The 20368-nt window shown below is 42.2% G+C and carries 21 protein-coding genes; 11 read left to right on the forward strand and 10 right to left on the reverse strand.

The window, feature by feature from the left end; genetic code table 11:
* Positions 1-212: 212 nt before the first annotated feature.
* From IQ230_RS01110 to IQ230_RS01125, 4 genes are all read left to right on the forward strand, one after another.
* Positions 213-1733, forward strand: a complete 1521-nt coding sequence (locus IQ230_RS01110; RefSeq protein WP_193930027.1) for a sugar ABC transporter ATP-binding protein — start codon at positions 213-215, stop codon at positions 1731-1733.
* On the forward strand, positions 1730-2731 hold the full coding sequence (locus IQ230_RS01115; RefSeq protein ID WP_193930028.1) for an ABC transporter permease subunit: 1002 nt from the start codon (positions 1730-1732) through the stop codon (positions 2729-2731). The genes IQ230_RS01110 and IQ230_RS01115 overlap by 4 nt, the downstream gene beginning before the upstream one ends.
* A 124-nt stretch (positions 2732-2855) precedes the next feature.
* Positions 2856-4391 carry a xylulokinase gene (gene xylB, locus IQ230_RS01120; protein ID WP_322742244.1) on the forward strand — a complete coding sequence of 512 codons (1536 nt, stop codon included), beginning with the start codon at positions 2856-2858 and terminating at the stop codon, positions 4389-4391.
* Between the two features lies 1 nt (position 4392).
* On the forward strand, positions 4393-5463 hold the full coding sequence (locus IQ230_RS01125; RefSeq protein ID WP_193930030.1) for a type I phosphomannose isomerase catalytic subunit: 1071 nt from the start codon (positions 4393-4395) through the stop codon (positions 5461-5463).
* Here the strand turns inward: IQ230_RS01125 and IQ230_RS01130 are convergent.
* From IQ230_RS01130 to uvrB, 4 genes are all read right to left on the reverse strand, one after another.
* Entirely contained in the window at positions 5460-6650 is a 1191-nt protein-coding gene (locus IQ230_RS01130) for an MFS transporter (protein WP_193930032.1), read from the reverse strand. The genes IQ230_RS01125 and IQ230_RS01130 overlap by 4 nt on opposite strands.
* A gap of 123 nt (positions 6651-6773) precedes the next feature.
* On the reverse strand, positions 6774-7343 hold the full coding sequence (locus IQ230_RS01135) for a Uma2 family endonuclease (RefSeq protein ID WP_193930034.1): 570 nt from the start codon (positions 7341-7343) through the stop codon (positions 6774-6776).
* 362 nt (positions 7344-7705) lie between these two features.
* Positions 7706-8164 (reverse strand): MEKHLA domain-containing protein, encoded by a 459-nt coding sequence (locus IQ230_RS01140; protein ID WP_193930036.1) that lies wholly within the window; start codon positions 8162-8164, stop codon positions 7706-7708.
* Between the two features lie 77 nt (positions 8165-8241).
* Positions 8242-10239, reverse strand: a complete 1998-nt coding sequence (gene uvrB, locus IQ230_RS01145; RefSeq protein WP_193930038.1) for an excinuclease ABC subunit UvrB — start codon at positions 10237-10239, stop codon at positions 8242-8244.
* 164 nt (positions 10240-10403) lie between these two features.
* Here uvrB and IQ230_RS01150 point away from each other — a divergent pair, with 164 nt between their 5' ends.
* The 4 genes from IQ230_RS01150 (at position 10404) to IQ230_RS01165 (ending at position 12424) form a co-directional block, all read left to right on the forward strand.
* The gene (locus IQ230_RS01150) at positions 10404-10784 is read left to right on the forward strand and encodes a hypothetical protein (protein WP_193930040.1); all 381 of its coding nucleotides are present in this window, start codon (positions 10404-10406) and stop codon (positions 10782-10784) included.
* 262 nt (positions 10785-11046) lie between these two features.
* Positions 11047-11229: a CsbD family protein gene (locus IQ230_RS01155; protein ID WP_193930042.1), complete on the forward strand. Its 183-nt coding sequence runs from the start codon at positions 11047-11049 to the stop codon at positions 11227-11229.
* Between the two features lie 135 nt (positions 11230-11364).
* The gene (locus IQ230_RS01160; RefSeq protein WP_228054488.1) at positions 11365-11796 is read left to right on the forward strand and encodes a hypothetical protein; all 432 of its coding nucleotides are present in this window, start codon (positions 11365-11367) and stop codon (positions 11794-11796) included.
* A 106-nt stretch (positions 11797-11902) separates the two neighbouring features.
* Entirely contained in the window at positions 11903-12424 is a 522-nt protein-coding gene (locus IQ230_RS01165; RefSeq protein ID WP_099702627.1) for a hypothetical protein, read from the forward strand.
* 205 nt (positions 12425-12629) lie between these two features.
* Here the strand turns inward: IQ230_RS01165 and rpe are convergent, their stop codons facing one another.
* Entirely contained in the window at positions 12630-13334 is a 705-nt protein-coding gene (rpe, locus tag IQ230_RS01170; RefSeq protein ID WP_193930044.1) for a ribulose-phosphate 3-epimerase, read from the reverse strand.
* Positions 13335-13552: 218 nt separating this feature from the next.
* On the opposite strand from rpe, the gene IQ230_RS01175 reads away from it, so the two are divergent.
* Both IQ230_RS01175 and IQ230_RS01180 read left to right on the forward strand, forming a co-directional pair.
* Positions 13553-15178 (forward strand): S8 family serine peptidase, encoded by a 1626-nt coding sequence (locus IQ230_RS01175; RefSeq protein ID WP_193930046.1) that lies wholly within the window; start codon positions 13553-13555, stop codon positions 15176-15178.
* A 94-nt stretch (positions 15179-15272) separates the two neighbouring features.
* Positions 15273-16556 (forward strand): serpin family protein, encoded by a 1284-nt coding sequence (locus tag IQ230_RS01180; RefSeq protein WP_193930048.1) that lies wholly within the window; start codon positions 15273-15275, stop codon positions 16554-16556.
* A gap of 75 nt (positions 16557-16631) precedes the next feature.
* Here the strand turns inward: IQ230_RS01180 and IQ230_RS26320 are convergent, their stop codons facing one another.
* The 4 genes from IQ230_RS26320 to IQ230_RS01195 form a co-directional block, all read right to left on the reverse strand.
* Positions 16632-16991: a CAP domain-containing protein gene (locus IQ230_RS26320; RefSeq protein WP_228054480.1), complete on the reverse strand. Its 360-nt coding sequence runs from the start codon at positions 16989-16991 to the stop codon at positions 16632-16634.
* Positions 16930-17253: a hypothetical protein gene (locus tag IQ230_RS26325; RefSeq protein WP_228054493.1), complete on the reverse strand. Its 324-nt coding sequence runs from the start codon at positions 17251-17253 to the stop codon at positions 16930-16932. The genes IQ230_RS26320 and IQ230_RS26325 overlap by 62 nt, the downstream gene beginning before the upstream one ends.
* Before the next feature lie 166 nt (positions 17254-17419).
* On the reverse strand, positions 17420-17578 hold the full coding sequence (locus IQ230_RS01190) for a hypothetical protein (protein ID WP_193930051.1): 159 nt from the start codon (positions 17576-17578) through the stop codon (positions 17420-17422).
* Between the two features lie 6 nt (positions 17579-17584).
* On the reverse strand, positions 17585-17845 hold the full coding sequence (locus tag IQ230_RS01195) for a hypothetical protein (protein WP_193930053.1): 261 nt from the start codon (positions 17843-17845) through the stop codon (positions 17585-17587).
* Between the two features lie 264 nt (positions 17846-18109).
* On the opposite strand from IQ230_RS01195, the gene IQ230_RS01200 reads away from it, so the two are divergent.
* Positions 18110-18691, forward strand: a complete 582-nt coding sequence (locus tag IQ230_RS01200; protein WP_193930055.1) for a Uma2 family endonuclease — start codon at positions 18110-18112, stop codon at positions 18689-18691.
* Positions 18692-18894: 203 nt separating this feature from the next.
* Here IQ230_RS01200 and mnmE read toward each other — a convergent pair whose 3' ends face one another.
* Entirely contained in the window at positions 18895-20271 is a 1377-nt protein-coding gene (gene mnmE, locus IQ230_RS01205) for a tRNA uridine-5-carboxymethylaminomethyl(34) synthesis GTPase MnmE (RefSeq protein ID WP_193930057.1), read from the reverse strand.
* Between the last annotated feature and the right edge of the window lie 97 nt (positions 20272-20368).

Below are 20368 nucleotides of genomic sequence, written 5' to 3' on the forward strand. Positions count from 1 at the left end.
TGCGAATAAATTCGCACCTAAATAAACAAAGTCCACCACCGTGGACTTACTGCTAAAAGTCTTATTTTAGTGTACGAAGGTACACTTCACCTGGATAGCCCCGACTTTAGTCGTCGGGCATCTGTGATTCATACAGAAGGTCTAATGATTTGTCATCTTCACTGATACGGTTTGTGCCAGATAGCTGCACTACACACTAAAAAATTACTGCCATGACAGCAACTCAATCTTCCACAATTCCCAGACTCGAAATGCGAGGCATTTCAAAGAAATTTCATGGTGTATCAGCCTTAAGCAATGTTGACTTGACTGTATATCCAGGCGAAGTTCATGCGCTGATGGGTGAAAATGGCGCGGGTAAAAGTACGCTGATGAAGATTCTCGCTGGGGCTTACGAAAACGATGAAGGCGAGATTCGGATCAACGGCGAAATAGTTAAGATTTCTGACCCCAAAGCAGCAAGACAAGCAGGTATTGCGTTGATTTACCAAGAACTCAACGTTGCATCCAATTTAACTGTGGCTGAGAACATTTTCATGGGTAGCGAGTTTACCAAGGGGTATTTACTCGATCGCGATCGCATGAACCAAGAAGCCGCACAGGTACTTAACAGCTTGGGAGCAAGTTTTGCACCAAATGATGTTGTTTCTAGCCTCTCGATCGCGGAACAACAGCAAGTCGAAATTGCGCGGGCGCTGAAAGACAATAGCCGCATCCTCGTCATGGATGAACCAACCGCAGCCTTATCAGACCGCGAAACCGAACGTTTGTTTGAGTTAATTCGGAAACTGCGTGCTGATGGGATTGCAATTATCTACATTAGCCATCGTATGGAAGAAATCTACGCTTTGGCTGATCGGATCAGCGTGCTACGCGATGGTGAGTATGTTGGTAGTCTAACGCGCGAGGAAATCTCCTCCGAGCGATTAGTACAGATGATGGTGGGTAGACCTGTCAAAGACTTATTTGAACGACGCCCAGAAAAACAACTCGGTTCAGTCGTCTTGGAGGTCAAAAATCTCAGTGATGGGAGAAAGATTCAGCCAACAAGTCTTAAACTTCACGCTGGTGAAATTGTCGGGCTAGCAGGATTGGTAGGTGCAGGTCGAACTGAACTATCAAGGTTGATTTTTGGTGCTGACCCCAAAGCAAGCGGTGAAGTATTTTTGAACGGCGTACCACTGAGAATTGATCAACCGAGTGATGCAATCGCAGCGGGAATTGCTTATGTACCAGAAGACCGCAAAGACCAAGGTTTATTTTTAGAGATGAGTTGTCGCCAGAATATTGTACTCAACATCCTCAAGCGCAATGCTAATTCGGGCTTACTTAACTTTAAAAAACTGGGTACAGTTGCCTCAAAAGCCGTTGATGAGTTTAACATCCGCTTAGCAAGTTTAGAAAATCGAGCGCTCGATTTATCGGGTGGAAATCAGCAAAAGTTGCTGCTAGCACGCTGGCTAGCGATTAATCCTAAAGTTTTGCTACTCGATGAACCGACGCGGGGTGTAGATATTGGAGCAAAAAGCGAAATTTACCGAATTATTAGCGATTTAGCCGCACAAGGCATGGCTATTTTGATGGTTTCTAGCGAATTGCTCGAAATTATTGGATTAAGCGATCGCGTCTTAGTCATGCGCGAAGGACGCTTAGAAGGTGAACTTACTGGTACAGACATTACTCAAGAAAACATTATGGCTTACGCCACCGGAGCAACTGAGGTAGGAATATGAGTCAAACAGCAAGACCTGTTAGAACGAAGTCACGCGATCGCTCTCCAGTCGGTGGACGCAGATCGACAAATAATTTACTTCAAGTAGCAGGAATTCTGCCAATTCTGTTACTGATTGGCATTCTATTTACTTTCCTTACTCCTAACTTTCTGACACCTGGTAATATTGTTAACATTCTCCGGCAAGCATCAATCAATATCGTGCTGGCAACGGGGATGACGTTCGTCATTTTAACGGGCGGGATTGACTTATCGATTGGCTCTATTTTAGGAGTTTCTGCCGTAGTCGGAGTACTGGCATCACTTCTACCAGGAATCGGATGGTTTGCAGTTCCAGCGGCACTTTTGACAGGCTTAGGTTTAGGTTTATTAAACGGTGCATTAATTGCCTTTTTGGATTTACCGCCGTTTATCGTCACTTTAGGTGCATTGACGGCTCTACGAGGTGTTGCCTACTTGGTAGCAAATGGCACAACAGTTATCAATCGCAATCTCAATTTTGCGTGGATCGGTAACAACTATTTAGGACCATTACCCTGGTTAGTTGTGATTGCCCTGCTAGCAGTGTTTGTTAGCTGGTTTATCCTCCGCCGTACCGTCTTAGGCGTACAAATTTATGCTGTGGGCGGTAATCAGCAAGCGGCTAGGTTGACAGGTATTAAGGTCAATCGAGTCCTGTTATTTGTCTATGGTGTCAGCGGCTTACTCGCAGGCTTAGCAGGCGTTATGAGTGCTAGCCGTCTTTATAGTGCGACAGGAATGCTGGGAAATGGCTATGAACTCGATGCGATCGCGGCTGTTATTTTAGGCGGTACAAGTTTCTCTGGCGGTATTGGTACAATCTTCGGTACTTTGGTAGGTGCGTTGATCATCGCTGTTCTTAACAACGGTTTGACGCTGCTGAATATGTCGTTTTTCTGGCAACTCGTCGTCAAAGGTTTAGTCATTATCTTTGCGGTCACAATTGATCGTCTGCGGAGACGTTCCAGAAAGCGCTAAGACTTTTATAGTGCGATCGGCAAGAGGTAATTGAATCTCTGAAAATATGCATTATCGCCGCGCAGAGTTATGAATGATGAATAACTCCGCACCTGGTTTAAAGTCCGTAAATTATAAGTTATGAGTGCAAGACGAAACTCAAAACTTTGTCTGGGTTAATTCAAAACTCAAAACTCTATTTACAAGTAGTCCACAATCTAAGGCAAGTCTCATGCTGCTAGGGATTGATTTAGGTACTAGTTCTGTCAAAGTATTACTTTTAGACACAGATGGAACAGTCGTTGGTGAAGCTTCGAGTGCTTACGATGTGAATGCACCATATCCAGGATGGGCAGAAACAAATCCCGAAGCCTGGTGGTTAGCGGTTGCGATCGCTGTCCAAAAAGCCGTAAAGAATCGTCAAGTTGAAGTACAAGCGATTGCACTTTCTGGGCAAATGCACGGCGTTGTTTTAACTGATGCCGAAGGTACGCCGTTACGTCCGGCGATTCTCTGGGCAGATACGCGATCGAGTGAAATGTTGCCACAATATGATGTCCTCGATTCTAGTATGCGTAGTCAACTCGCAAATCCCATAGCAGCAGGCATGGCAGGAGCAAGTTTATTATGGTTACGCAAGTACGAACCCGAAGTGTATGCAAGGGCGCGTTGGGTAGTGCAACCGAAAGATTGGTTACGCTTGCGCCTGACCGGAAAAGTCGCCGCTGAACCCTCAGATGCTTCAGGAACGTTGCTTTATGATGTTGTCTCCGATTGCTGGGCGCTTGATGTTATTGCCGCCTTAAAATTACGTTCCGATTGGCTACCTGAACTTTTGCCATCAAGTAGTAGCATTGCTGGAAATTTAATACCAGAAGCTGCTTCACACCTTGAGTTAATTGTCAATACTCCTGTCATTGCAGGTGCAGCTGATACCGCTGCTGCAGCATTGGGTAATGGTTTAATTCAACCAGGAACTGTGCAACTTACAGTAGGATCTGCCGCACAAATCATTACACCACGTTCTCAACCAATAGTCGATTCTTACGGTCGTACGCATCTGTATCGCGCCGCGTTACCGCATCAATGGTACACTCTAGCAGCAATTCAAAATGCTGGACTCGCGTTAGAGTGGGTGAAAGGCGTCTTAGGTTACACCTGGGAACAAGTGTATGCCGAAGCGTTCGCAGTTCCTCTAGGGTGTGAAGGTTTGACGTTTTTACCGTATTTGACAGGCGATCGCACTCCCCACCTCGATCCACTTGCACGGGGCGCTTGGGTAGGATTAGGACTACATCATACTCGCGCACACCTAATGCGGGCTGCATTAGAAGGAGTTGCTTTTAGTTTGAAGCAAGGTTTAGATGCGATCGCAGCAACGGGTGTCACAGCCACTCAATTGCGCTTAGCTGGTGGTGGAACCCTAGAACCTATGTGGCAACAATTACTCGCTGATGTTTTACAAGTTTCCCTTTACTCTACAACAGTCGCAGCAGCTTCCGCACGCGGTGCAGCAATTTTAGCAGGCATGGGTATTGGAGTCTTTCAGGATGCGATCGCCACACAATCATCTGGACAAAACACAACACCAAATAATCCAGATTCCTCGCTAGAAGCAGCTTGGCAACGCTATCAATCACTGTATCCATCATTGCATCAATGGCATCATTTAGGAGATTGAGATGAATTGGTATCCCATTAAACTAACAACGCACATTCGCAAGTATGCATTTGGAGAAAGAGCGATCGCTGATAAACTTGGCAAGCAAGGCTTACCAACAGAAGGTATCATTGCCGAAACCTGGGAAATTAGCGATTATCAAGATACAACTGGAACCATTGTTAATGGTGCTTTTGCAGGTCGCACATTGCACGATCTAGTACTGGAATATCCCAATGAACTTGTTGGTAGCGGTTGGCGTGGTCCACACTTTCCCATTCTCGAAAAGTTTCTCGATGCTTCGCATATGTTACCTGTGCATCTTCATGCGGATGATGAAATAGCAAAGCGCGTGTATAACGAACCTAATGGTAAAACCGAAGCTTGGCATATTGTTTGGGCTGCACTTGGTGCAACTGTATTAGCTGGACTCAAAGCCGATTTTTCTCGCAAACAACTCTTTGATGCATTTGTTGCTCAAGATTACGACTCGGTGATGGTGCGACATCTCATTCAAACCGGAGATACAGTTTATGTTCCTGCAGGAATTATCCACTCATTTGGTCCTGATGCATTAGTGTTTGAAGTGCAACAAACATCCGATTTAGGTAATTCGGTGATGCCTACAGATTTGTATGGTAAGCCACTAAGTCAAGAAAAGTGGTATGAGAATATTAATACAGTATTAGATGAACTGCGATCGCACTACCAACCGTATCCCAATTCAGGATTAGAGATACAACAAGGCGCGAACCGTCGTATTTTTTGTTGTGCAGGACCATATTTTGCTTTAGAACGCTTGTTACTCAGCGAACCGTTTACCGAACCATCACACCCACATCGCTGTATCACACTAACAAATGTAGGCGATCCAGTACAGTTAGAGTTTGCGGAAGGAACAGAAACATTAGAACGTGCAGAGTCGTGCATTTTACCTGCGTCTATTGGAGAAGTCCGTATTATTCCTGACAAAAGCGCGACTTTGATTGCTGGCTATGTTCCTGATTTACAACACGACGTAATTGCAGCTTTACGTGCAGCTGGTTATGAAGAGGAACAAATTCAAGGTCTAGGTGATGTTGATATGAGTTAATAATGTACTTCTGTGGTTGGTTCATTCTTAATAGGTGCATACTTAACTAACCAACGATGCAGCGCCAACACGACAAGAGCAAGCGGCATCATCAATACAGGAATAATTTCTAAACCAGCCTTATCTGCAATCCAACCAAGAACAGTTGGTATCGTTGCTGCACCCAAACTAGCAACGCTAGTGACAAATCCGATCGCAGCCGGAACCATAGTAGTAGCAACACGTCGCGGAATCAACCAGATTGTTGCTGGAAAAATTGCAGCAAGGGCAAAACCAATCAGCGGTAAGCTAAATAATTGATTTGGCAGTAACCACCAAGCAAATAACCCTGCCAATAGTAACCCAATAGAAAAATCCATTGTGCGGATTGCACCTAAATGCGCCACAAAACGCCCCATCACCAAACGTCCAATTGTGAGTCCTAACCAATAAGCAGTGACGCTATAACCAGCAATGACCTCAGGTGTTCCGCGACTTAAACTTTGGACACTGTAAGCCCAGTTACCTAAAGATGCTTCTGTACCAACATAGACTAGCAACAATATCCCTGCAACTAATACAGCAGGTGTCCGCAGTGCCAGTTTTAAACTTGTCTTAGCATCGGCATCCTGCGTGGCGACACGTGTATTCATTGATTTATAGTCGAATATTACTGCCCACAACATCCCAATCACAGTCATTCCGACAATTCCAGCGATGTGCAAATAAATCCGTTGCCAGTCCATTCCAAAAGCTAGCAGTGTGGTTGCTAAAGCAGGACCAAGTAATGCACCAACACCATAAAATGCATGTAACACACCCATCACATTCGCATTGTCTTGATTAGCAATGTATGTATTAATTCCCGCGTCAATCAGTCCTATGCCTAATCCTAGCAGCGTTCCTGCCGCAACCATAATATGCCAACGTGGAGCGATCGCATAAATGACCAAAGCACTTGTCAACGTCATCGACGCCACAAGTAACATCCGTGCCAATCCGATGCGACTAGCAAGCAAACTACTGGAAATCGCTGCCACTACGTAGCCACTCACCTGGCTAAGAAACAACAGTGTTACTGTCGCCGGAGTTAAGTTATAAGCTGCCAAAATTGAGGGTAATAAAACTCCTAATCCTCCCTCCGCAATACCAATAGCAATAAAAGCGTAAAATGCAAGCGCAATACCTATCCAAGCTGAAGCAATCATACAATTTTAGATTTTAGATTTTGGATTGAAGCGCTATATGATAAGCTTCACGAGTCAATATTGGGATATTATGGAACAATTCAAGCTCAATACATCTATTCACTAGCTACTCACTACATCAATTCACCAAATTTTATTTAAGTTCAATTCAAATCCTGGTAAAACATCCTCACCAGACACTGTTGTGGGTGACTGCAATACCTCTACATCACTATTTGGATGATAAATTTCTACTTGCTTAGTTTTAGGGTCAATTAACCAACCTAAGCGAACGCCATTATCAGTATACTCCTGCATTTTTGCTTGTAACTTGTCTAGCGAGTCACTACTAGAGCGTAATTCCACAACAAAATCAGGCGCTAGGGGCGAAAATTCCTCTTGTTGCTGAGATTCCGTTAAAGCCTCCCAGCGTTCATTACTTACCCAAGACACATCCGGTGACTTCACCGCACCATTAGGTAAAGTAAAGCCAGTGGAGGAATCGAACCCAATACCTAAACCTGTCTTCTCAATCCACGCTCCAAGTTGAACGCTTAAGCTAAAATTTTGCTTACCCGTCCAAGGATATGTTGGAGGCATAACAATAACTTCTCCAGTCGCAGTACGTTCCAGCTGCAAATGTTCGTTAGCTTGGCACAGTTCTACAAATTCTTTTGCTGTCAAACGGGGAATTTTCAGCGTAATGGTATTCATAGCGATTGGGGTAAGGTTGCCTTTGCTACCTTCTATAACTTAGTGTAGAAGCGGAAGTTACGGAGTGGAGGAATATTACATCTACGATTCTGACACTGTAGAATTAACAGGTTTTTTGCGTTCTAGAGAGTGGTTAACCGAAATTGAATCTATGATTAGGAATTCAGTTTCAACTTCTTGCAGACACCTTAGAGATTTATCACCCCGATCGCAGAAAGTTTCTCACGCCTGTAGAACTAGATCAACTATGGCAGCAAGAACCCAAGAAAAAGAAGCCCCCCCCACTTTTACAACTCGAACAAACAAGTGCTAGCAAATTACGAGAAAGGCGTATCAATCCAGAACAGTTGTAATGTCACTAGCTAAACAAATTGATACTTAGAGAAAACAGCTGCTTGCCCCCAGCTTTGGTTTTCGTCATCAATAACATTCCAAATAATACCGTCTTCAATATGAAACCGCTTGCCAGTTTTTGAGATGCGGATACCAGAATAATGACAAAAGCCCTGATTGGTTGTTTCTGCAAGTAAGCGATCGCGTTCCTGCTGTACCATCTGTTCCGCAGATTTGCGCGAAGGCATTTGCGTAAACTCTTCCCAAGAAAACTCCCACAGTGTCAACGCCTGCTGATTGCCATAGTTAAACATTGGATCAAATTCTGTACCATGCGAAACCAAAACAAACGGTGCAGTAAACAAAGCTTGAGCAATTTCTGTTGGTGTTCCCGTAATATTGAGTAGTGCATTCCCCGTCCAATACTCAAAACTGTACAGTAAACGCTGACTTTGACAGATAACTTCTTTGTGCTGCCAAACAAACATAGACAATCTAGAATGTGCAACTCATCAACCATATCGTAAGGGTTTGGCAGTGCCAAACCCCTCCAATGCCAAATCCCTCAATGTCCCAATAACTTATCACGCAAATGCTTAATGCGATCGCGATACTTTGCTGCTTCCTCAAACTCCAAATTCTTCGCTGCTTCTTTCATTTGGGCTTCTAGTTGCGTAATTAATTCGGGAATATTAGCTAGCGGTAAATCATCTGCTTGTTCGTAAGCTTCTTCAAGTTGTTGTGAGTTTAAGCGTCGCGATACTTCTAAAAACGACAAAATGGCATTATTCGTGCGTTTAACAATCGGTTGCGGTATAATTCCGTGTTTTTCGTTGTATTCTAACTGAATTGCCCGTCGGCGTTCGGTTTCATCAATTGCCTTAATCATGCTATCAGTGAGATTATCCGCATACAGAATTGCTTGTCCGCGAACATGACGTGCTGCCCTACCAATAGTCTGAATCAGCGATCGCTCTGCACGCAAGAAACCTTCTTTATCTGCGTCTAAAATTGCGACTAAGGAAACTTCGGGTAAATCCAATCCTTCCCGTAATAAGTTCACTCCGACTAAAACATCAAAATTGCCTTGGCGCAACTCTTGCAAAATCTCGATCCGCTCAATTGAGTTAATCTCTGAATGCAGATACCTTATCCGAATTCCTTGATCTTGCATATATTCAGTTAAGTCTTCTGCCATGCGCTTCGTCAAGGTTGTTATCAAAACCCGTTCGCGGCGATCAATGCGTTCTTTCACTTCTCCTAAAAGATCGTCAATTTGTCCTTCGGTAGGACGCACATAAATTTCCGGATCGACAACACCGGTAGGACGAATTACCTGTTCAACAACTCTACCTTCTGATAGTGCTAATTCCCAATCTCCTGGTGTTGCCGAAACAAAAATACACTGATTGACTTTTGACCAAAACTCTTCAGCTTTCAACGGGCGGTTGTCTGCTGCACTCGGTAAGCGAAATCCATGCTCAACAAGTACCTTTTTCCGTGCTTGGTCGCCATTATACATTCCTCGAATTTGGGGAACCGTGACGTGCGATTCATCTACTACGAGTAGCCAATCATCAGGAAAGTAATCGATCAAACACTCTGGTGGTTCTCCTGGTTGACGCCCTGCTAAGTGACGCGAATAGTTTTCGACACCATTACAGTAACCAACTTCGCGCAACATTTCTAAGTCGTAGCGCGTTCGCTGATCCAATCGTTGGGCTTCTAGTAGTTTACTTGCTTGTTCTAATTCAGCTTTACGCTGTTTCAGTTCAGCTTCAATGGCATCGCACGCAGCTTCTAAACGTTCTTCAGGAGTCACAAAGTGTCGCGCTGGGTAGATGTTAACCGCAGACAAACTTTGAATAATCTCTCCCGTTACTGGATCGACGTAGCGAATTGCGTCAATCTCATCACCAAAAAATTCGACGCGAATAATCCGATCTTCGTATGCAGGACCAATTTCTAAAACATCCCCCCGCACTCGAAAGCGTCCTCGCCCCATTTCAATATCGTTGCGGCTGTATTGTACCGTAGCCAAATCGCGGAGAATCTGTCTTTGGTCAATTTCCATGCCCATTTTCAAGGGAATCGCTGCTTTAAGGTACTCCGAAGGAATTCCTAAACCGTAAATACAGCTAATTGATGCGACTACAATTACATCACGGCGTTCAAATAGCGATCGCGTCGCTGAGTGCCGTAACATATCAATTTCATCGTTAATTGAAGCACTCTTTTCAATATAAGTATCTGTGACAGGAATATAAGCTTCTGGTTGATAGTAATCGTAGTAACTTACGAAGTACTCTACAGCATTGTCAGGAAAGAACTCGCGTAACTCATTACACAGTTGGGCGGCGAGGGTTTTGTTGTGTGCAAGTACTAGTGTTGGTTTCCCAATATTCTCAATAACCGATGCAACAGTGAATGTCTTTCCAGTTCCTGTTGCGCCGAGTAAAGTTTGATGCTGGTGTCCCTGTTTGATTTGTTGAGTGAGTTGCGCGATCGCACGGGGTTGATCGCCAGTTGGTTGAAACGGTGCTTGGAGACAAAATTGCATCATACATGACAACTCTCTTTACTTATCTTTACATATTTAGGTTTATTTATGCATACCATGCGAACTTATTTAGACCTAAATAATGCTATTTCCAGTAAACTCAAAAGCAATCACAAAAAATACTTTTTCTATTTAACTTAAGATGTCATATTAAGGGAGACAAAACTATGAGTGTCAGCAGCACTGCCGAAGCCAATATAACTCTTGGCACAAATCCTACTTTGACCAAAGAAAATTCTTTACAGCGCAAGGGTAAAGACCCATTACAGTTACCAGTCTCAGCATCTGACATTCACCCCAGTCCATTGCCTGGCGATCGCCCTATCACTGCTAGCACTTTTGAAATTAGTGATACTGTCAATATACTAGGGATACGTCCAATTGCTGCCAGTGAACTACAAGTTTCTGATACTATAAATTTGCTTGGTATTCGTCCAATTGCTGCCAGCAAATTACAAGTTTCTAAAACAATAACAACATCTGGTATTCGTCCGATTGCTAGCAATAAAATAGAAAAAATTGATGAGCTGATAGGGTATCTAGATTAGCACAAAAGTATTTAATTATGGTTTTGATAACTGGTTGTTTCTAAAACACCAGTTTTTTTGTATCTGAATTGTGATTCTCTTCATTTAGACATAGTAGTAAACAAACTTTAGTTTTTATCTTTCTTTATAGTGAGAAGTTTAATATGTCTTCTGACAGAAGTCTGTAGTGTAGCGTTTCGGATAAGTTGTAAACGTAAGCACAAACAAACTTCAAGGTTGCTAGACAACACGGTAAGTTTGTTTAGGAACAAGGAGAAGAAAAATGAGTTTAGAAGATAGAGCTAAAGCTACAGGTAAAAATGTCGAAGGTAAAGCTCAAGAAGCTTGGGGTAACGTTACAGGAGATCCCGAAGATAAAGCAGAAGGCAAAGCAAAGCAAGCAGAAAGTGAAGTACGTCACGGTGTAGAAGACGTAAAAGATAACGTCAAAGAAAAGCTTGACTAGTTGCTAATTAATTCAGTTAAAAGGTCTAGAATAACTAGACCTTCATCATTTATAAAGCTTTATAAATTCGGAACAAAATAAGCAATTGAGTTTTGCAATTCTGTAGTCAACGGGAGGAAAGTTAAAGTGGATTTTATGCAGAGATTTCGTAAAGTTCTGACGGCGTTAACTTTAGTGTTAGTTCTTACGATGTCTGTCGCTTGTAGTAGTGCTGTTAATGCTAAAGCACCAACTACAAGTTTACCACCAGCCGCAGACACAACTGGTAACTATGCTTTACTAGAGCGTGGCAATACAACTGCTGGACAAGACTTTGGCAATTGGGTTATCCAGACAGCGAGAGGTTTAGTTCAGGATGCATATGTACGCGACCAAAATAAACTGGGCGTTGTCATTACTCCACAAGTACGTCCTAATGAAGTCAGACCTTTAGCTAAGTCATTGCTTCAAGGATTCCATCGGACTTTTCCCAATCAAGACTTAAAGGTTTTGATGTACGCTCCTGACAAAAAACTCATTCTGACTGCTGATTACGATATTCAGTCCAATCAAATTAAATATCAGTAATAAGCTAGTTAGACAAGCAAGGCTCAGCTTGAAAATATGAGCAAGGCTAGCTGAGTTCACTAAGTTGACAGCACAACGCTACAACAATCAAGCAAGGAGAGGAAAAATGTATAATAACGAACAATATAAGCGCCAAATTATGAACGACTTGGCGCAAGGCGATACGGAAACAATGGAAGACGTATCAAGTGATGAGCGTCAATACGAAAACTTTGATGATTTTGCTCAGCGTTCATCTCAAGCAGAGCGTCGCCAATTATTTGGTAAATCTTTGCATCCAGAGCGGATTCCTCCCAGCCAAATGGAACCAGAGTTGAAACAGGCGATCGCCCAAATTAAGCCTAATGAGAGAGACGACGTTGCTCGTGCCTTCTTTAAGCATCTCAAAGAAAGAGGATTGAGCGATCGCCAACTCGAACAACAGCTAGCACTGGGGACTCACAATCCCAATAAGATGAGCGCAGATGATGTAAGTAAGCTGGCATCTTTTGTTTACCACAATCATCCTGATATCTTCCAGGAAGTTATGGCAGAGCAACCAGGTATCATTAAATTCCTGAGTAATCCTGTTGTTGCTGCTGTTTTGGGAATTGCCGCAGCTAAGTGGTTAGGAAGCCGCAAGAAGTAGTAATCGTTCAATTCCATGCGTGAATTCCAGCTGCTTTTTGGTTTAAAGTTGAGGCTAAATAAACGAAGTATGCGCTCGTCACCCTCAATAATCAGAGATTTGTTTATCTAACAGCGAGTTTATTCGCGATCGCATTCATACCAAAAAACCAAAGAGAGTAGATTCTGTTGCGATCTACTCTCTTTTTTATCAAAATACTTAACTTTTAGACTGTTGCCAATTCTGGGGTAGGACGCTTGCTGTTACGAATACCACTAATTGCTTCAGCATAGTCTTTTGCATTAAATACTGCTGAACCAGCTACAATCGCATTAGCACCAGCTTCGATAACTTGCCAAGTATTATTTGCCTTGAGTCCGCCATCAACTTCAATCCAAGGATCGAGTCCGCGATCGTCAAGCATTTGACGTAGTTTCCGAATTTTAGGCAAGACACCAGGGATAAAACTTTGACCGCCAAAGCCAGGGTTAACGCTCATGATCAAAATCATGTCGCATAGTTCTAAGACATATTCAATCAACTCTAGCGGAGAACCAGGATTAAGAACAACACCTGCTTTTTTGCCCAACTCTCTAATTTGACCTAGAGTACGATGCAAGTGTGGTGAAGCATTATGTTCAGCATGGACATAAATGTGGTCTGCTCCCGCCTTGGCAAAATCTTCTACATATTTTTCTGGCTCCACAATCATCAGGTGGACATCCAGTGGCTTTTGAGTCACAGGGCGAATCGCTTCAACAATTAATGGACCAATCGTAATATTGGGAACAAACCGCCCATCCATGACATCAACATGAATCCAATCTGCCCCTGCTGCGTCTACTGCACGAATTTCTTCTCCTAGGCGAGAAAAATCAGCTGATAGTATGGATGGAGCAATTACAATCGGCTTTTTGCTGGCTTGGGTCATGTTAATGATTCTCCTGCTTCCTCAGTTGTATGCATTTTAACAAAATCTTTAGCATTAAAAGCGCGATCGCAATTGCTTACTTTAACAAAATTTTTGCTAGATATTAGTTTAGCTACTGAAACAACTCACGAGAAAATAAAAAAGGTGAGGAGCAATTCATTATCCGTTAGTAAAGATAGTTAGTAACGCTTGTGCCAATTGAGTAGATTTTTAAGTCAATGCTAAGAAAGTATATTTGGATATTAGGGGGGCTAAGCGCTTCCTGCGTCAGTATTCCTGTCCTTGCCCTTGAAACAACTTCAGTAGGAAATGCAGGAATTAATGCCTTGCGGTTACACGATGCACCTTACAACCTAATTGGTCGCAAAATTGGTATTGGTCAAGTAGAAATTGGACGTCCTGGACAATTTGGTTTAGATAAAGCAGTTACTCATAAACAACAAGTTAGTTTAGCTGGTGTATTTTTGCGCAATCAGCCCGCAAAACCTAATACAAATATTGACCCACATGCACAAAATGTTGCCAGTGTCATGGTGAGTACAGATAAAGCTGTGCGTGGTGTCGCACCAGGAGCGCGACTATATTCTACTGCGGTTGGTTCGCTGAGAACAGGTGGTCAGCCAGAAGAATGTCTATCTGCACAACACGTCGCATTACAAAATAGTGGTGATGTACGAGCGATTAACTTTAGCTTTGGAGAAACTCTTGAGCGCGATCCGCGCCCAAATGCACTGTTAGATGGTCAAGCATTGCTGACACAATGTATTGATTGGTCTGCCCGCGTTCATAATGTGATGTATGCGATCGCTGGTAATCAAGGTAAGGGTGGAATTCCAATCCCGACAGATAATTTTAATGGCATTAATGTTGCGTTTACGACTCGCAGACAAGGGTTTTTTACAAGAATTGATGTTTCTAATTTAAGTGATGCCATTTCTGGAGCAGTTGGTGGTAGGCTTAATGGTCGTGAAGTGAATTTAGGTCCGCGTCGTACTGTTGGGATAGTTGCGCCTGGAAATAAAATTACTCTACTAAACCCCAACGGTAAAACTACACGCGTCACAGGCACAAGTTTTGCTGCACCTCATGTGACTGCAACTGTGGCATTACTCCAAGAATTTGGCGACAAACAACTGCGATCGCTTCGGGCGCTGCGCGATGCGCAATCGCCACGCCAACGTAACTGGACTTTAGATTCTCGCCGTCAAGAAGTGATGAAAGCCGTAATGCTTAATTCTGCGGATAAATTTCAAGATCCAGGAAATGGTTTGTTGCTAGGAATGACAAAAACAATTCTAGATAAGCAAAACCAACACTGGTTAAATTCAGATGCTTACCGCAATCCTAAAATTCCTTTGCAAGCACAGATGGGAACAGGACAATTAAACGCTTATCGCGCATATCAACAATTTAGTACTGGTCAATGGCATCCAGCACGACCTGTACCAGCAATTGGCTGGGACTATCGCACAGTTAACGTCGCCTCGCGTCATGACTATGTATTAGCCCAACCATTACAGCAAGATAGTTTTGTCTCAGTGACATTAAATTGGAATCGATTGGTAGAGTTGAATGATTCTAACAACAATCGAAAATTTGACATAGGAGAAACTTTTCGCGATCGCGGTTTAAATAATCTGGATCTTTATCTGCTGAACGCCGATACCAACACAATTGTGGATACAACTTGCACATCAACTAGTGAAGTTGATAGTGTCGAACACATTTTTTGTCGAGTACCTAATTCTGGTAGATACAAAGTTCGCGTCCAGTTTCAGCAACAAGTTAACCACGCTGTACAACCTTATGCTCTTGCTTGGTGGACAGTACCTGCAAGAAACTAATTCCTACATCTATTGTTGCGAAAAACGTAACCGCGCTGCGATCGCATCTGTAAAGATGGCATAGTCTCCATAATAGAACTATGGTGACAGTGGCATGCAGCGGAGTTTCTTGCTAAGACGCTATGCAATTTGCCTGGGAAGACGTTATGTCCTCGCGGCAACAGGTATCCTGTTTATTGGCATGATGGGATGCTCCAGAATAGATCGTATCGATTCTGTTGTTGCCCAACCCCGCCCATTTAATCGGCAAGATCCAGATAAGCAAATGACTACATCTGCTGTCAATGAAGTAGTGTCTGCTAACACGCAATTTGGCTTCAAGCTGTTTTCCCAGTTGCTGAGTCAAGACAGCAGTAATGTTTTTATCTCGCCAACAAGTATCGCGATCGCACTTGCTATGCTATACAATGGTGCAAGCGGTGAAACGCAACAAGCAATGGCACAAACCTTAGAATTACAAGGAATCAACCTGCCAGAAATCAACACCGCCAATGCTGCACTGCTAAGCGCACTCACAAACCCTGATGCAGATGTCCAAGTTGCCATTGCTAACTCACTGTGGGCAAGACAAGAGTATCCTTTTCGCAAAGACTTTTTACAGAAACAAAGCTTCTACAAAGCACAGGTGACAACTTTGGATTTTCAGTCTCCTGATGCGACAAATACAATTAATGCATGGGTTAACCAAAATACGAATGGCAGAATTGAGCAAATTGTAGAACAAATCAATCCCCAAGATGTGTTGTTTCTCATCAATGCTATTTACTTTAAAGGTAGATGGGCAGATGAATTTGATCCTAGTCAAACAACAAATGAGCCATTTTTTACGAAAGGTGGATCGACACAACACCCGATGATGTCTCAAACAGGGAGATATAGGTACTATGAAAACGAGCAATTTCAAGCAGTAAGCTTGCCCTATGGCAAAGGTAGACTCAGTTTATACGTTTTTCTACCTAGCGAAAACTCTGACTTAACGAGTTTTTACCAACAACTCACTTCTGCTAATTGGGAAAAATGGCTAACGCAATTTAGTCAACGTGAAGGTTCAATTCGTCTCCCGCGTTTTCAAATGGAATATGACTTAACCCTTAACGATACGCTGAAAGCTTTGGGTATGGAAGTTGCTTTTGAAGATAGTGCTGATTTTTCGGCAATGGGTGACAACCTTACCTTAAGTGAAGTTAAGCATAAAACTTTTGTTGAAGTTAACGAAGAAGGAACCGAGGCTGCTGCTGTGACTTCTGGAAGAGTCATGGCTGTATCGGCACCACTTGAACCACCATTTCAGATGGTTGTGAATCGTCCTTTCTTTTGTGCCATCCGAGATAACCAAACAGGAACAATGCTGTTTATGGGTTCTATTATTGAACCATAATCATATTTTGATTAAGAGTCGCGATCGCTATTCTTGTTATCTAGATGCAGATGTTGGCTATCTAAAGTATGAAATCTACTGAAAATTTTGAACTGCGTAGACTTTACCAGTCATAGGATCTGATCCAATACCGTAACCAACTCGTGTATAGTGAGGATTTAGTAAGTTAGCACGATGTCCATTACTATACATCCAGCTTTTTTGAAAGTTTTCAACCAATCCCCAACTTAATATAGAACTAATGCCAATACTCTGAGACTGAAGCATAATGTTCTCACCAACACCTCCTTGCCCGCCAATATTAGCAAAGCGATCGGTAGGTGTTCTTCCTTCAGGAGTGAGATGAGCATAATAGTTTCGATCTTTCATATCCTCAGCATGACTTTGAGCAGATTGTGTTAATAACGAATCTTCCCCTAAGAGTGGTAAGCCCATTGAGTTGGCGATCGCGATTAATTAACTCTAGAGCAAATACTCTCAACTCAGTAAGAGAACGAGTATTATGAGCATTCCATAAATTGACTTTTGGTTTACCAATATTCCAATCGACAGCACCAAAGCCGTTATTAAAGTAAAAAGTATCTTTATAGGAATAAACCAAACATACTAAGAGTAGTATATAACCTGGAATATATTTGCGCCAGCACGGTTTTGCACGGTTGTAAAATCTTTTTGGATGTTGTATTGCTCTTCTCATTGTTAATCATATCAAATAGTGAATGAGTACTTTCTAAACAGCACAAAAAGAGGAGTTATAAGTTACCTGCACTGTTTGATATAAAAAGCATTTTGTTGCTTTAACCTCTTTTATGATTAGTTAGATTTTAAACAATAAAAAGCATGATAGTTACATAAAAATACTGTTACCAATCACCTAAAAGAGTTTCAATAAAAGTCGTCCAGGTGTGTCCTTTTCCTCGAACTACTTTTCCTTTTTCTTTCTCATTTTCTTGAAGTTGATTAAAAAAATCAACATCTTTTGTGTCTTTGCGATCTGTCTTATCAACTTTATCTCGATTCATATGAATTTAGACTTCCCGTTGCATAACCACAAAATAAGTATAGACACCTTCTTGTTCCATGCCTAATGGGCGTACTTCCCAGCCTTGTTGCCCCATTGCATTGTAAAATGCATCAATTGTTGGAAAATTTTTAACTTGTTGTCCATTTACGTATAAAGTTGAAATTTCTCCTGTAATTCCTCGACCAACTAATTGATACCGAACATTCATAAATTGAAATTTACGTTGTTTTGATTCAATAACGTTTTGTTGAATTGAATTCTGCATAACTATTTGTTTACAAAACTTTCTCATAATAGTACTTTTCATCTCAGCATAAGCTAAATTTAGAAAAGAGAGATTAGCACTACTGTATAAAATTATGTTTCTTGTCTCATCTAAGCACAATAGAGAAAATACGGACTTTAGCGATTATGAAAATTTATCTTTCCACAAAATGCAAACAGTGTCGTCTTGATAGTCGCTAAAAATAAACGTGAAGCGATCGCCTAAATTAAATCATTAGCTTAGAGCATTGGGAGTAACAATACCATGACACAGGCACTACAACGTACATGTACACCAGAAGAATACCTTGAGTTCGAGGTAAACTCAGACGAAAGACATGAGTACATTAATAAAGAAATTATCCCTATGACTGGTGGCACTCCTGCACATAATGAAATTGCTAGTATTCTCAATGCTGCCATAAGAGTAGGTTTGAAGGGTAAACCTTATGGTATCTTTGTTGCCGATCAGCGTCTTTGGATTCCCGATCGCAATCTCTACACTTATCCTGATGTTATGGTTGTTGAAAAGCCTTTGCAACTGCAATCAGGGCGCACTGATACCATTATCAATCCTGTAATGATTGCTGAAGTTCTATCTAAATCAACGCAAGATTACGATCGCGGCGAAAAGTTTGTCTCTTACCGTACTATTGATAGCTTTCGTGAATATTTATTGATCGATCAATATAACGTTCATGTTGAACACTATATCAAGACTGCTGCACATCAATGGCTGCTTTCAGAGTATGAAGATCTTACAATTACAATATCTTTTAAAGCTTTTGAATTTGAGATTCAAATTGCCGAACTTTATGAAAATATAGATTTTTCTAACGCTGAGTGATGCTAATATAAAATCCGGTTAATTACCCACAATGCGATCAGTAGCTAATGGCTAGTGACTAGTGGTTAATAACTCAAAGATATTCTAGTTATTCAACCGGAGATAATATAAAACAGAAAAAAGGCTAATGTTTATATTAATTATGGCTTATTACCGATTACCAATTACCACACTCACCAAGATTCAGTTGAAAAAACACTAAACTACTTCCCAATACAGAACCGACTAAAGATGCGATCGAGAACCGACTCAGTGACTTCTTCTCCAGTAATTTCTCCTAAAGATTGAATCGCCCCTCTCAAGTCAATTGTCCAAAAATCTAAAGGTAATTGTTGCGCGATTGTGTCTTGTACTTGCTCTAAAGAAGCTTTGGCACGAATAAGTGCGGCGGCTTGGCGCTGATTAATTGCTAAGTCGGTATTAGCTGAGTGAATTCCCGTTTGTACTGTCGTTAAAATAGCGTTTTCTAAATCTTCAATACCTTGATGTTTAGCAGCGGCGGTTGTCACTACGTAACTTATGCTATCTGGATACTTCACTGCTTCTGCTAAAGCTAAGTCGATTTTATTAATAACTAATATTAACGGGCGATGTTGCACTTGTTGGTAAATCTCAGCATCCGCAGCAGTCCATCCCGCAGTTGCATCAATCGTCAGTAAGACTAAATCAGCTGCAGCAGCACAAGCTTGCGATCGCTCAACGCCAATTTTCTCAACTTGATCTTCAGTCGCTCGAATTCCAGCAGTATCTAACACTTGGATAGGAATACCACCAACGACTAACTGCGACTCGACAACATCGCGAGTAGTTCCAGGTAAATCAGTCACGATCGCGCGATCGCTGCGACTCCAAGCATTGAGTAAGCTTGATTTTCCCACATTCGGACGCCCGACAATGGCAACTTTTAAGCCGCTGCGCAGCAGTTCACCGCGATCTGCTGTTGCTAAGATTTGCGTGACTTGTGCTAAAACTTCCGCAAGTTGTGTTATTATCTCACTACAATCCAGCGGCGGCAAATCTTCCTCAAAATCGATACGAGCTTCAATTTCTGCGAGAATATCTAAACATTTAGCACGTAAGTAACGAATTGGATGTGCTAACTTGCCTTGTAATCCAGCTAACGCAGTTTGAGCAGCTTGAGGCGATCGCGCTCCCACTAAATCGGCAATGCTTTCAGCTTGAGTCAGATCAAGTCTGCCATTCAAAAAGGCTCGTAGAGTAAATTCTCCAGGTTGCGCGAGTTTTGCACCTTGCATTAAACACAACTGCAATATCTGTTGCACTGCCATAATGCCCCCATGACAGTGAAACTCCACAACATCTTCGCGCGTGTAAGAACGCGGTGCTTGCATAATCAGTAAGAGTGCTTCATCTACGACTTGTTGTGTTTGAGGATGACGGATATAACCATAAAGAATGCGGTGGGAATCCCAAACTTGCTTTCCTGGGGCGTGGAATAAAGCTTGGGCAATAGCAAGGCTTTCCATACCAGATACCCGCACAATACCGACACTGCCTTGTTGTGGCACAATAGCAGTTGCGATCGCAGCGATCGTTGTTCCTAATCCCTCGTATGTCACGCTTTTATTGAACCTAAGTTCCTTTCCTATGCTAAACAATATAGGAGAGGTCGGAGGTTAGAGAATTACTTTAATACCTGATTTAGAGCAGGTTACG

This window comes from Gloeocapsopsis crepidinum LEGE 06123, from assembly GCF_015207655.1.
GTDB classification, from domain to species: Bacteria; Cyanobacteriota; Cyanobacteriia; order Cyanobacteriales; family Chroococcidiopsidaceae; genus Gloeocapsopsis; species Gloeocapsopsis crepidinum.

Bases quoted from the DNA above. Each gene is read 5' to 3' on its own strand.
- IQ230_RS01150 (WP_193930040.1), top strand. From the start codon at position 10,404: ATGAGTGTCAGCAGCACTGCCGAAGCCAATATAACTCTTGGCACAAAT.
- IQ230_RS01110 (WP_193930027.1), top strand. From the start codon at position 213: ATGACAGCAACTCAATCTTCCACAATTCCCAGACTCGAAATGCGAGGC.
- rpe (WP_193930044.1), bottom strand. From the start codon at position 13,334: ATGACCCAAGCCAGCAAAAAGCCGATTGTAATTGCTCCATCCATACTA.
- IQ230_RS01125 (WP_193930030.1), top strand. From the start codon at position 4,393: ATGAATTGGTATCCCATTAAACTAACAACGCACATTCGCAAGTATGCA.
- IQ230_RS01155 (WP_193930042.1), top strand. From the start codon at position 11,047: ATGAGTTTAGAAGATAGAGCTAAAGCTACAGGTAAAAATGTCGAAGGT.
- IQ230_RS01135 (WP_193930034.1), bottom strand. From the start codon at position 7,343: ATGAATACCATTACGCTGAAAATTCCCCGTTTGACAGCAAAAGAATTT.
- IQ230_RS01115 (WP_193930028.1), top strand. From the start codon at position 1,730: ATGAGTCAAACAGCAAGACCTGTTAGAACGAAGTCACGCGATCGCTCT.
- IQ230_RS01180 (WP_193930048.1), top strand. From the start codon at position 15,273: ATGCAGCGGAGTTTCTTGCTAAGACGCTATGCAATTTGCCTGGGAAGA.
- IQ230_RS26325 (WP_228054493.1), bottom strand. From the start codon at position 17,253: ATGAGAAGAGCAATACAACATCCAAAAAGATTTTACAACCGTGCAAAA.
- IQ230_RS26320 (WP_228054480.1), bottom strand. From the start codon at position 16,991: ATGGGCTTACCACTCTTAGGGGAAGATTCGTTATTAACACAATCTGCT.
- IQ230_RS01200 (WP_193930055.1), top strand. From the start codon at position 18,110: ATGACACAGGCACTACAACGTACATGTACACCAGAAGAATACCTTGAG.
- IQ230_RS01140 (WP_193930036.1), bottom strand. From the start codon at position 8,164: ATGTTTGTTTGGCAGCACAAAGAAGTTATCTGTCAAAGTCAGCGTTTA.
- uvrB (WP_193930038.1), bottom strand. From the start codon at position 10,239: ATGATGCAATTTTGTCTCCAAGCACCGTTTCAACCAACTGGCGATCAA.
- IQ230_RS01165 (WP_099702627.1), top strand. From the start codon at position 11,903: ATGTATAATAACGAACAATATAAGCGCCAAATTATGAACGACTTGGCG.
- IQ230_RS01175 (WP_193930046.1), top strand. From the start codon at position 13,553: ATGCTAAGAAAGTATATTTGGATATTAGGGGGGCTAAGCGCTTCCTGC.
- IQ230_RS01190 (WP_193930051.1), bottom strand. From the start codon at position 17,578: ATGAATCGAGATAAAGTTGATAAGACAGATCGCAAAGACACAAAAGAT.
- IQ230_RS01130 (WP_193930032.1), bottom strand. From the start codon at position 6,650: ATGATTGCTTCAGCTTGGATAGGTATTGCGCTTGCATTTTACGCTTTT.
- IQ230_RS01195 (WP_193930053.1), bottom strand. From the start codon at position 17,845: ATGCAGAATTCAATTCAACAAAACGTTATTGAATCAAAACAACGTAAA.
- IQ230_RS01160 (WP_228054488.1), top strand. From the start codon at position 11,365: ATGCAGAGATTTCGTAAAGTTCTGACGGCGTTAACTTTAGTGTTAGTT.